Source organism: Kamptonema animale CS-326, assembly GCF_028330895.1.
GTDB lineage: Bacteria > Cyanobacteriota > Cyanobacteriia > Cyanobacteriales > Microcoleaceae > Kamptonema > Kamptonema formosum.
Map to the genome: position 1 here is coordinate 1 of NZ_JAQMUA010000356.1, position 10,194 is coordinate 10,194.

General features: G+C 42.1%; 12 protein-coding genes. 7 read left to right on the top strand and 5 right to left on the bottom strand.

Annotated features, from left to right (window positions below; all coding sequences use genetic code 11):
• Positions 1-129: 129 nt before the first annotated feature.
• Genes PN499_RS20530 through PN499_RS20540 form a run of 3 tightly spaced genes read right to left on the bottom strand, consistent with a single transcriptional unit; the run spans position 130 to position 3,178 of the window.
• On the bottom strand, positions 130-576 hold the full coding sequence (locus tag PN499_RS20530) for an NADAR family protein (RefSeq protein ID WP_272034111.1): 447 nt from the start codon (positions 574-576) through the stop codon (positions 130-132).
• A gap of 19 nt (positions 577-595) precedes the next feature.
• The gene (locus PN499_RS20535; RefSeq protein WP_272034112.1) at positions 596-2,428 is read right to left on the bottom strand and encodes a glycosyltransferase family 39 protein; all 1,833 of its coding nucleotides are present in this window, start codon (positions 2,426-2,428) and stop codon (positions 596-598) included.
• Positions 2,429-2,464: 36 nt separating this feature from the next.
• Complete coding sequence (locus PN499_RS20540) at positions 2,465-3,178, bottom strand: hypothetical protein (RefSeq protein WP_272034114.1); 714 nt, start codon at positions 3,176-3,178, stop codon at positions 2,465-2,467.
• A 120-nt stretch (positions 3,179-3,298) separates the two neighbouring features.
• On the opposite strand from PN499_RS20540, the gene PN499_RS20545 reads away from it, so the two are divergent.
• From PN499_RS20545 to PN499_RS20560, 4 genes are all read left to right on the top strand, one after another.
• Positions 3,299-4,378, top strand: a complete 1,080-nt coding sequence (locus PN499_RS20545) for a mandelate racemase/muconate lactonizing enzyme family protein (RefSeq protein WP_272034116.1) — start codon at positions 3,299-3,301, stop codon at positions 4,376-4,378.
• A gap of 30 nt (positions 4,379-4,408) precedes the next feature.
• A complete protein-coding gene (locus PN499_RS20550) occupies positions 4,409-5,200 on the top strand; it encodes a Uma2 family endonuclease (RefSeq protein WP_272034118.1) in 792 nt (263 codons plus the stop codon).
• Between the two features lie 94 nt (positions 5,201-5,294).
• Complete coding sequence (locus tag PN499_RS20555; protein ID WP_272034120.1) at positions 5,295-6,353, top strand: DUF1611 domain-containing protein; 1,059 nt, start codon at positions 5,295-5,297, stop codon at positions 6,351-6,353.
• A 38-nt stretch (positions 6,354-6,391) separates the two neighbouring features.
• Positions 6,392-6,862 (top strand): GNAT family N-acetyltransferase, encoded by a 471-nt coding sequence (locus PN499_RS20560; RefSeq protein ID WP_272034122.1) that lies wholly within the window; start codon positions 6,392-6,394, stop codon positions 6,860-6,862.
• A gap of 12 nt (positions 6,863-6,874) precedes the next feature.
• Here the strand turns inward: PN499_RS20560 and PN499_RS20565 are convergent, their stop codons facing one another.
• Together PN499_RS20565 and PN499_RS20570 are read right to left on the bottom strand one after the other, a co-directional pair.
• Positions 6,875-7,237 (bottom strand): hypothetical protein, encoded by a 363-nt coding sequence (locus PN499_RS20565; RefSeq protein WP_272034124.1) that lies wholly within the window; start codon positions 7,235-7,237, stop codon positions 6,875-6,877.
• Between the two features lie 16 nt (positions 7,238-7,253).
• Positions 7,254-7,697, bottom strand: coding sequence for a hypothetical protein (locus PN499_RS20570; protein WP_272034126.1), 444 nt, complete (start codon positions 7,695-7,697; stop codon positions 7,254-7,256).
• A gap of 78 nt (positions 7,698-7,775) precedes the next feature.
• Here PN499_RS20570 and glyQ point away from each other — a divergent pair, with 78 nt between their 5' ends.
• From glyQ to PN499_RS20585, 3 genes are all read left to right on the top strand, one after another.
• Positions 7,776-8,654: a glycine--tRNA ligase subunit alpha gene (glyQ, locus tag PN499_RS20575; RefSeq protein ID WP_272034128.1), complete on the top strand. Its 879-nt coding sequence runs from the start codon at positions 7,776-7,778 to the stop codon at positions 8,652-8,654.
• Positions 8,655-8,703: 49 nt separating this feature from the next.
• Positions 8,704-9,513, top strand: a complete 810-nt coding sequence (locus tag PN499_RS20580) for a Uma2 family endonuclease (RefSeq protein ID WP_272034130.1) — start codon at positions 8,704-8,706, stop codon at positions 9,511-9,513.
• Between the two features lie 134 nt (positions 9,514-9,647).
• Complete coding sequence (locus PN499_RS20585; protein ID WP_272034132.1) at positions 9,648-10,142, top strand: DUF4079 domain-containing protein; 495 nt, start codon at positions 9,648-9,650, stop codon at positions 10,140-10,142.
• The last annotated feature ends 52 nt before the right edge of the window (positions 10,143-10,194 follow it).

Here is a 10,194-nt window from a genome sequence, read left to right on the forward strand (position 1 = left end):
ATGTAGGGGCGAAGCATTCGGGCGATAAATTTCTGCTATAAACCAAGGTTTTGTGTCCGAATGCTTCGCCCCCCAGGGTTTGAAAACACGCCCTAGCCCCTTCTTCTATAATTGGTAATAGGTCTTATATTACTCTATCCGCTGCCGTAATATCTCCCTTACTTCCATTAAAATTAGCCCTAATTTATTCTTGCCGCTGCCATCTTTGCCACAACCCCAATAATAATCTATTGGTGAATTTTCTACAATTTCCTCATCACCTGTAGATAGCAAAACTTCGCGGATATTTGCATGAGTCTCAAATTTACACAGCACCGCCTTTCGCATAATATCATCTTTCACCTCTTCCCAATCTTGGCGAAGGGGACGTTTGCGATCGCGCCCCATTTTCGCCGCATCCTTCGGCGCTTTCACCTGTCGAATTTGCTCAACATGAGGCGTACCTACAAACTTTTGAGCTTGAAAATAATGTTCGCTAGTTAACCAATATGCTCCATCTAACTCAAATCCGTGAGCAGAAAAGTTAGAGAAACATCCGTAGGGTTCTTCGCGAGTGCTATAAAAGTAGATAGTCATAATATCTCCAATTTTACAATTATGAACAGTGATACAATCGGTATTTATAGCCCGCTATTTTAGGCTGAGATACCGAATCAACTACACAGTTTTCCCCCTTTTCTTCCACTGACGCTGTAAAATTTATCGTCCACAAATCCAAAGGTTTTGGCATTTGAGCTAAAGTTTTATGCAGTGCATCCGTTGCTGTTTGAGAATCACCATCTTTTTTCGCTAACAGAAATTGAGGATAATTAAGTTGAGAATTTTTACCCGATGAACTAGATAAACGTTTAAACTCCCATGCTATCCCCATCATAGCTCTTGTTTCTGAGTGGCTTTTGCGAACTGTTGCAATTAAAACGGGAACCTTTGGCGATGCTTCTTGTATTTTAACAATTTGCGGAACTAAAATGTCTGGGCGTTTCGATTTTTGAAAACCCAAATTTGCCACAACTGTCATGCTACCAAGCAAACCCATTAACAAGATAATTATTACTGCTTTTCGTCCTCCTATTTTTAACGCTGGAATTGGCAATTTGAAAAATTTACTAAATTTATTGTTTGTTTCTAAATACCGATCTTCCCAATAAATAGCTAGACTGACTGCAAACAAAATGATAACCGCAGGAAAGTAGACAAATTGATAACGAGCCGCTAGAGTTAGATCGGCACCCAAAATGTAAGTTATCCCTAAAAAGATGGAGATTGCACCCAAGATAAACCCGCCTAAAACTTGAGTAATTAAGCTGTTATCTGGTTCGTTTAATTTAATTTTGACACCTTGAATCAAAATTGGTAACGCAAAAAAAATGAAAACCAATAATATCAAACCAGAGATAAAGATCGCCGATAAAGAGACTCCTTCCACTGGCAATAATGCCAGCATTGTCACCATCCACGCTAAAATTCTTGGTGCTGGTTCTAGCAGTTCAATCAGGTTTTTTCCCTCATAAATCCAGCGGGTCATTTCACTATCAGAAGCAGTCCGCAATGCGGGAACCCAAACCAAGCATCCCACCAAAGTACCCGCAGCAACCGCATAAATTCGGAACAGAGAACTGGGAATTAGTAATTGAGGCTTAATCGTTAAATTGTGAGTCGAAGCTAAATCTACTTTTTCCTGGCGATCTGCCCTATTTTTAATCAAAATAACAGCTATTAAACTTAAACCTTCAGCAGCAACAACAAGAATAAAAAAGTAATGGGTGGCAATTCCTAAACAGTTAACTCCTACCCACGATAATCCTACCCAAATTGGCAATACAGTTCGCTCATTAATTGTTCTAGTTGCTATTGTTAAACATCCCAAAGAAGCGATAATTAATAAAACTGGCAAAGTGTAGTGACGAGCTTCTTGAGCGATAAATATCCCGTAGGGAGAAACCGCCATCATTGCTGCTGCCATTTGAGCTATTAAGCGAGAGCGAAAAGCCACAAACCCAAAGCAAAACATAGCTGGAATTGAGGCGACACCAAGAATTGCCGGAAGCGCTCTAGCGGCCCACAAAGAAACTAAACCCGCGTCGTTAGAAAATAGTTTCATCCACCAATGAGCCAATACAAAATAAACTGGAGGATGAGTGCTTTCTGTCATCAAATTGTGGATAACTGAGGTGATATTAGCTTCGGGATTTAGTTGTAATGGCTGCAATAGCTCATCAAGTGCGATCGCACTATCTAACGGTATCGTCTGCAAACTATTTCCCAAACTAAAAACTATGGTTGCTATCTCAATTGTTGAAGGTGGCTTTCCTGCTAAATTAGTAAAGCGCAAAACTGTGCCAATTGCTATCCATATTAGCAGCAGCAATGGATGAAACCAAGATTTCCAATTGTTGGCAATTTTTAGTTTTGAACTTTCGACAGTCATTGTTTATACACCCTCAACAATTAGCAACAAACCATTCTACCTATCTCGATCGTCAAGTACCTTAAACCGCAGATCGATATCTTGTATGTAGGAGCCTATGTAAGCAAGCAATGCGTAGATAAAAATCAGAACTCCTACCATTTCAAAAAGTTCTTCAGTAGTGGCTATTGTCCCATATATTAAGTTGCGCTGACCAGCTACATCTGCATAGTAGCCACCAACCATCTCCATAACAAGAGCTCCGCCAATATAAAAGCCGGCCGCCAGTATAAATAAATACCGAGTTTTTAGTGGAAGATGAAGCAGAAACTTGAAATAATTGAAGGCTGTTACCAATACAAAAATAGCACCAGGAATCACCCAAACGAAGTAAAATAATCCCCCAAGATGTAGCGCTTTTCGTAAATCTGGAATAATTAACAATTCATGGAAGCTCAGGCTTTCATCTAAAGCAAAAAGCACAAACATAATTGATAAAGCTTTCCAGTGGGGAGAATAGCGATCGCCCTGTTTTTTCTTCGCAGAGGCAATTACTCCCAGGAGAATTCCACAAAAAAGTAACGTAAACGACTGATACCATGAGGGATAATTTAATTCTCGGTCAAGATTAAATAAATCCATCCATCGTTCGCGATAATTAAAGCCATAGCGAAGAACTTGCACCGCTAAGCCAGCCACGCCGAAGAATAGCACCCAAATGCTCAGGGAGGCGGCGATTCTCCTTGGAGAGATAGAAATCTGGAATTTCATCAAAGTTCTGGTCGATTGACAAAGCAAAGTTAAACTATAAAATAAAAAGTTAAAAATGGGAAGGGAAAGGAACTAAATTAGTCTTGGCTTGCATCTCAAAACCACGAATCCTAAATCACAATGCACATTGACATTCAAACTTTCACTGTCCATAAACGGTTTGCTCTTACCATCAGTCGGGGTACAACTGCCCAAACTACGAATTTATGGTTGAGATTGGAGCATGAAGGCATCGAAGGTTGGGGGGAAGCCTCGCCTTTTTCTATAGGCAGTTACCCTCAAACTACTGAAAATCTTGTGGCGGCATTGCAGAAAATTGCGCCGCTGCTAGAGAAATTTACTCCTTTAGAGCGTCAACAAATTGAAGAGATATTTAGGGAGGTTGAGTTACCATCAGCAGCTTGTGCAGCAATAGATATGGCGCTCCATGATTGGCTGGGCAAAAAAGTAGGATTGCCGCTATGGAAACTGTGGGGAATTGACCGCTCGCGTATTGTACCAACTTCGGTTACAATTGGTATTAATTCGCCAGAAGGTGCTAGGCAGCGGGTGCGAGATTGGTTTGAACAAGATGTCATATATCAAAATAGTATAAAGTATCGCGCTCTCAAAGTAAAATTAGGTAGTCCTGATGGCATAGAAGCAGATCGAGCGATGTTAATGGCAGTTCTAGATGAAGCACCTAAAAACATCCAAATTAGCATAGATGCTAACGGTGGATGGAGTTTAACGGATGCCATTAAAATGTGTTTTTGGTTAGAAAAGTATGGAATAAAGTATGTAGAGCAGCCGCTATCACCGCTGGAAAATATTAAGGTATTTTCGGAACTTTATCGTCAGTCACCGTTGCCTATTTTTGTTGATGAAAGTTGCTTCAATAGTCGGGATATTCCTCGGTTAGCTAGCTGCGTACATGGCATTAACATTAAAATGATGAAATCGGGAGGGTTAACTGAAGCAATACGGATGATACACGCGGCTAAAGCTTACAGTTTACAGGTTATGTTTGGTTGCTATTCTGATAGTGTGCTGGCAAACACAGCCGCCGCACAATTATCACCTTTAGCTGACTATCTGGACTTGGATAGTCATTTTAATTTAATAGACGATCCTTTCGCTGGTGCAGTCTTAGAAAATGGATGTTTGCTGCCAAATGATTTGCCAGGACTGGGCGTTTCCCGAATTGATAATGTACAATAGAAATAGCAAGTCAAATCTTAGGAGGTAGAGATGTCAATTGAAGTAACTTCAAAATTCATCTCAGAAGCTGAAATATTTGAGGCATTTTGTGAAGAACACAAGCCGCCGACCGATTTAATTTTTGATGATGGGGAACCAATGGAGAGCAATCGCCACCGCATTGCAATGAATGTTTTGATCCGCTCATTGCATCAAGGCTGGAATGACCGCAATGATTTTTTTGCGGGTGGTAATATGTTTATTTATTATAGCAGAATTCAGGTGCGAAATCGGGACTTTAGAGGCCCTGATTTTTTTGCTGTTTTAGGTGCTGATGGCACTACTTCGAGACAAGGTTGGGTAGTTTGGGATGAAGAAGGTCGTTATCCAGATGTGATTGTAGAACTAATGTCACCTTCGACTGCGAATGTAGATACGGGAGTCAAAAAGGATCTTTATGAGCAAGTTTTCAAGACTCCTGATTATTTTGTGTTTAATCCTTTTGACCCAAATTCTCTGCAAGGGTGGCGATTAAATGGGAGCTTACGATATCAGGAATTAGAGCGAAATCAACAGGGTTGGCTATGGTGTCAAACGTTAGGTATGTGGTTAGGAACATGGGAGGGAAATGTTGAGCGAGAAACAACTGTTTGGCTGCGTTTTTATGATGAATCTGGCAATCTTATTTTGTTGCCAGAAGAAGCTGCTCAGCAACAAGCTAATGCTGCTGAGCAACAAGCCAATGCTGCTCAGCAACAAGTTGAACAGGAACGCCTACGAGCCGATCGTTTAGCCGCTAAGTTACAAGAATTAGGGATAGATCCCAATGCTTTAACTGAATAAGAATGAGTCAAGGATACTGCTGTCATAAATAGCAGCATCCTTGACTACATCAAAATGTGTTAAATGTAAAATAAATCAAACTAAGAAGTAAATTATGATTAAAAACAATCCCAGCAATCAAATAAAAAATGGTAAGGTAGCTATCCTGTTACACCAGGGAATCAATGGTAAATTTGGCAAAACTGGTTTGGCATTTTTACGCTACAGCGAAGCCTCAGTTGTTGCTGCAATTGACACTGAATGTGCCGGACAATCTTTGTGTGAATTAACGGGAATTTCCAGAGAAGTGCCGATAGTTGCTTCGGTGAAAGAAGCTTTATCTTATTCGCCAGATATTCTGTTAATTGGGATTGCTCCCTCTGGGGGTGTTTTACCAACAGAATGGTTAGAGGAAATTAATCGAGCAATTGCTGCGGGTTTGTCAGTGGTAAATGGTTTACATACTCAGCTTGCACCACTGATTAAAATACCTTTAAAAGACGATCAATGGATTTGGGATGTGCGTCAAGAACCGCAAAAAGTAGGCGCGATCGCATCTGCTAAAGCTGCCGATCTCAATTGCCGCCGCGTATTGACAGTAGGTACGGATATGAGTGTCGGTAAAATGTCTACGAGTTTGGAACTGCATCGCACTTGCTTAAAACGTGGCTTGCGTTCTAAGTTTTTAGCGACAGGACAAGCGGGTTTAATGATTGCTGGTGATGGTATTCCCTTGGATGCTGTACGGGTGGATTTTGCGGCGGGTGCGGTTGAGCAAATGGTGGTAGAATTTGGGTGCGATCGCGACATCCTACACATCGAGGGTCAAGGTTCCCTGCTACATCCGGGTTCAACAGCTACATTGCCCCTACTACGAGGTTCTCAGCCTACTCACTTAGTGCTAGCGCATCGAGCGGGACAAACTCACATCCGCCATCATCCCCACGTGCCAATTGGGCCGCTATCAAAAGTTGTGGAATTATACGAGATGGTGTCAGGGGCGGCGGGTGCTTTTGTGGGGGCGAAAGTAAGCGCGCTCGCGCTCAATACTCACCATCTGGAGGAAACTGCGGCCCAGCTAGCAATAGCAGAAATTCAAGCAGAAACGGGATTACCCTGTACCGATCCCGTGCGATTTGGGGCAGATGTATTGTTAGACGCGATCGAACGTTAAAATATAATCAATCACCAGTCACAATAACTTACTAAAGCGTGAATGAAAGTTCTTTCTCCTTACCAGCAGAGTGCATTATTCGCGCCGCCTCTGCTAAAGATATATGGTCAATTCGGAAATTAGTGCTGAGTGCAAAACTCGACCCAACCCAGTTGCGCTGGCAGCAATTTTGGGTGATAGAATGCGAGCGAAATTTGGTAGCTTGCGGACAGTTACGCAACTTTTCAGGTGTACAAGAATTAGGCAGTTTAGTAGTAGCTAAAAGTTGGCGTAGTCGCGGGTTAGGAACTTATTTGACAACATACTTAATTCAACAAGCAACTCAACCGCTTTATTTAGAATGTTTGGGAAAGCGACTAGAAAATTTTTACGTCCGATTTGGTTTTGTACCGATTTTCTGGGAAGAAGTGCCACAGTCTCTAAAATTCAAGTTTGGTGTTTCCCAATTGGCGAAAAATTTATTGAGAGTACCTGTAGTAATTATGCAGTATCGAGGGCTTCCAGAATGAGTCAGATCCTAACTATCGCGTCACAGTTAATTCACTGTCAAGTTCTAACTGCTTGGGATGGGTGAGGTGTTCACCTAGCCACTGACTAAAATAATGAACTTCATACTCAGGTTCAAGTTCGGATCTGAGTTGATGCCAGATACTAATTCCTTCACGATCGAATGCCTTCATGTCCTCTTCGCTTGCAAAACCGGATGCCGCAGGATCTTCTTTGTTCAAAATACTATCAAAAATAGCTGCCCAGGCTTCTATTCTTTTGATAGTTTCTGATTTTAAAGGCAATGTTTTTGGATCGATATCACCTGCATTACCTGAACCTGCGGCCCACCACAAGGGGTAGCAGTAATAATCTGTCATTAGCTTAATTTTTTTCATTGTGACTTACATGGAATTATGGAGAACTGCGAGGATTAGCGCTGACAATGTATCCATTGTCAGAAACTTGCACTGCCATCATCTTAATTTCACCCTTAAAAGTGAACTGATAAATGGGGCGCGGTGTTGGGTGGTTTACTCCCTGATAACTAACAATTTGCCCTTGGGTTACAGCCACCATTATAGCATCTGATATTTCCTCTTGTGAGATTCCCTGCTCGGCAAACTCCAAAGTATGCTCCCGCAAAATGTGGCGCATCCCAGAACTAAAGTTTCCGGTTTCCAGAAACACAATTTTGCCCTCAATAGTTTTGGCAATACGGATAATGTTCTCAGGAGAGTGTTTGATGCCTAATTGTTGCAGTTCAGCAATAAGAGCAGCTTTTTCAAGCTCATGGAGGTCATTAGGTAGGTTCAAATCTTTGGTTGGTTGTTGATAACGTTGTGAAAACAAAGACAACTATATTGTACTTTATATTATAACTGACTTAAAGTATGCTTAAATAAATTTATCAACTTACTAACTATCTTCAAACCAGTGAACTTCCAATCAGTCATTGCCACTTTACATAAATTCTGGAGCGATCGCGGCTGCTTAATCGCGCAACCCTACGACATCGAAAAAGGCGCAGGAACCATGAGCCCTCACACCTTTTTAAGAGCCATTGGCCCCGAACCTTGGTCAGTCGCCTACGTAGAACCCTGTCGCCGACCGACAGATGGACGCTACGGCGAAAATCCCAATCGTTTCCAACATTACTATCAATATCAAGTCATAATTAAGCCATCTCCTAATAACATTCAAGAAGTCTATCTAGACTCCCTTAGAGCATTAGGAATCCGCCCCGAAGACCACGACATCCGCTTTGTTGAAGATAACTGGGAATCTCCAACATTGGGCGCTTGGGGTGTAGGTTGGGAAGTCTGGTTAGATGGCATGGAAATCACCCAATTTACCTACTTTCAACAGTGCGGTAGCATTGACTGTCGCCCCGTTTCAATTGAGATTACCTATGGGTTAGAACGGCTTTCAATGTACCTGCAAGAAGTTAATGCTATTACGGATATTCAATGGACAGATAGCGTAACTTATGGCGATGTTCACCTTCAGGGAGAAATTGAACACTGTACCTATAACTTTGAAGCATCGAACCCGGAATTGCTGTTTACTCTGTTTGGTCTTTACGAGCAAGAAGCAGAACAATTAACGCAGAAAGGGTTAGTTTTACCCAGCCTAGATTACGTGCTAAAATGTTCTCATACTTTCAATTTACTTGATGCCAGAGGCGTGATTGCCGTCACGGAGCGCACCCGCTATATCGGTAAAATTCGCAATTTGGCACGGCGCGTGGCTCAGCTTTATTTAGAACAGCGAGAAGAACTAGGTTTTCCTCTGGATAAACTAGCAAAAGTCTAAGCGCTATGCTGTTAACAAAATCCACAATAGTTGCAATAATTGTAAGAGCATGACTGAAACATTAACTGACATAGGTCTGCCTACTCAATTTCCAGATCATACTCAATTGCCGGAGTCTGACGGTACTTTTGTGAAAAACTTTCAAGAGCATCCCCAGAGCATAATTCTCACTGATTCTATCGGCCCTGTTTTGCAGCGGCGACATCCCGATGGTAATTACTGCATTGGACAAGATTCTGGCATTTATTGGCGAGAAACTGAACCGCCAGAACAAGGTGCAGAAGCACCTGACTGGTTCTATGTACCGAATGTTTCTGCCCGTCCCGAAAAAGGAAAATATCGCCGTTCTTATGTGTTGTGGCGAGAACACTTAGCACCTTTAATTGCTTTGGAATTTGCCAGCGGTAATGGAGAGGAAGAACGCGATGCAACTCCGCTTTTGATGAGTGATGAAGGGGAGGTGCAAAAACCGGGTAAGTTTTGGGTTTACGAGCAGATAATTCGCATTCCCTACTATGGCATCTATGAAATGAAGAATGATAAATTAGAGGTTTATCATCTTGTAGATTTTTCCTATCAAAAGCTAGAACCAAACGCACGGGGTCATTATCCTATTTCTCCTCTAGAAGTGGAGTTGGGACTCTGGCAGGGAAGTTATCAGAATCAAACTCAAATTTGGCTGCGCTGGTGGGATAGTGAGGGGAATTTGTTATTAATTGGTGACGAAAGAGCCGAACTTGAAAAATATCGGGGAGAACAGGAACGTTTGCGAGCGGAAAAGGCGGAGCAAAAAGCAGCGCGACTGGCAGAACGATTGCGAGCAATGGGTATCGATCCTGATGCAGAAGATGTTGATTAAAATAAACCACAGGACTTTTGTAACGCCGCCCTCCGGGCGGTATTCTTACCGCCCGGAGAGCGACGTTACAAAAGTCTTAAATTGCTTGAACTAATAGACCATTAGCTGTAAAATATTCCCGAACAGCTAAATTAGTGAGTGTCGAGCAAATCGTGAATCTGAGTGAACTTTTAGAACCGATAGCCAGCCAGTTCCGCAGTTTAGGAATTCCTGAACCCGTTACCCATTGGGGACATCCGCTGATGATGGGGATTGTTGTTTTTGTTATGGGTAGTTATGTCGGATTTTCGGGATGGCGAGGAAGATTGGTTACTGATAAAGATGTGGCGATTAAAAGCCGTTCCGATCACCGCAAACTTGCACCTTGGATGTTTTTGTTCATGGCTTTAGGCTATACTGGCGGTTTACTTTCGCTGGTGATGCAGCATCAGCCAGTAATGGAAAGCCCCCATTTTTGGACGGGTTCAGTTGTGCTGATTTTACTAGCTATTAATGCCGTGATTTCTTTAACAAATTTCGGCGGAAATCAAGTAACTCTCCGTGCTGTTCATGCTTATTTAGGAACTACAGCGCTTGCTCTTATGTTAGTCCATGCAGCGTTTGGTTTAAATCTCGGTTTGTCTATTTAGTTTGTTAATTGTTAGTTGTTGGTTGCCGAGTTCAACTAACCACTAACCACTA

What these genes read in the sequence shown, in the direction of transcription:
- PN499_RS20580 (WP_272034130.1), top strand. Translation starts at nt 8,704, where the DNA reads ATGACTGAAACATTAACTGACATAGGTCTGCCTACTCAATTTCCAGAT.
- PN499_RS20550 (WP_272034118.1), top strand. Translation starts at nt 4,409, where the DNA reads ATGTCAATTGAAGTAACTTCAAAATTCATCTCAGAAGCTGAAATATTT.
- PN499_RS20555 (WP_272034120.1), top strand. Translation starts at nt 5,295, where the DNA reads ATGATTAAAAACAATCCCAGCAATCAAATAAAAAATGGTAAGGTAGCT.
- PN499_RS20545 (WP_272034116.1), top strand. Translation starts at nt 3,299, where the DNA reads ATGCACATTGACATTCAAACTTTCACTGTCCATAAACGGTTTGCTCTT.
- PN499_RS20565 (WP_272034124.1), bottom strand. Translation starts at nt 7,237, where the DNA reads ATGAAAAAAATTAAGCTAATGACAGATTATTACTGCTACCCCTTGTGG.
- PN499_RS20530 (WP_272034111.1), bottom strand. Translation starts at nt 576, where the DNA reads ATGACTATCTACTTTTATAGCACTCGCGAAGAACCCTACGGATGTTTC.
- PN499_RS20535 (WP_272034112.1), bottom strand. Translation starts at nt 2,428, where the DNA reads ATGACTGTCGAAAGTTCAAAACTAAAAATTGCCAACAATTGGAAATCT.
- PN499_RS20540 (WP_272034114.1), bottom strand. Translation starts at nt 3,178, where the DNA reads ATGAAATTCCAGATTTCTATCTCTCCAAGGAGAATCGCCGCCTCCCTG.